Annotated in this window: 1 protein-coding gene; it reads right to left on the bottom strand. The window is 74.8% G+C overall.

Translation table 11 applies throughout. The annotated features are described in order from the left end of the window. The coding region (locus C6558_RS40500) for a signal peptidase II (protein ID WP_199197148.1) at positions 1-430 on the bottom strand (430 nt) is incomplete at its 3' end. Positions 431-485: the final 55 nt, after the last annotated feature.

The following is a 485-nucleotide window of genomic DNA, read 5'->3' as shown; positions in this document are numbered from 1 at the left end:
CGTCGGCGAGCCGCGCCGCCCACGGGTGCGCGGCGGACGCGGGCCGCAGCCGATCCATCTGCGGCGGCGAGAGCGGGCGGATCGTCCACGCATCGAGCGGCACGGCGCCGAGCGCCTGGAGCGAGCGCACGTAGCGCTCGAGCTCGTCGTCGACGGTGTACTCCAGCCACACCGGCGGCGGCGCCGACTGGGCCGCGAGCGATGCCGGGGCGAGGGCGGCGACCGCCACCACGGCTTGGATGATGGTGAACACCCAGGTGTGGTCCTCGCCGATGGAGAAGGCCGCGCCCGGGTTCAGGATGTAGTGCCAGCGCAGCACCCCGGGGATCACCGCGACGGAGTCCCCCAGCTGCATCGTGCTCTCGACCGCGTACTTGGTCAGCTGGTCGAGGGCGTAGGCCAGCACCGCCACGATGAGGGCGGTGAGCACGGCTCGCCGGCCCGCGCGAGGGGATCGCGGGGCCGGCGCGGCGTCGACGGCTCGG

It is taken from the genome of Ensifer sp. NM-2 (genome assembly GCF_003024455.1).
Lineage (GTDB): Bacteria > Pseudomonadota > Alphaproteobacteria > Rhizobiales > Rhizobiaceae > Ensifer > Ensifer canadensis.
The sequence above is the reverse complement of the archived record's forward strand: the minus strand, read 5'-3'. Positions and strand labels throughout refer to the sequence as shown.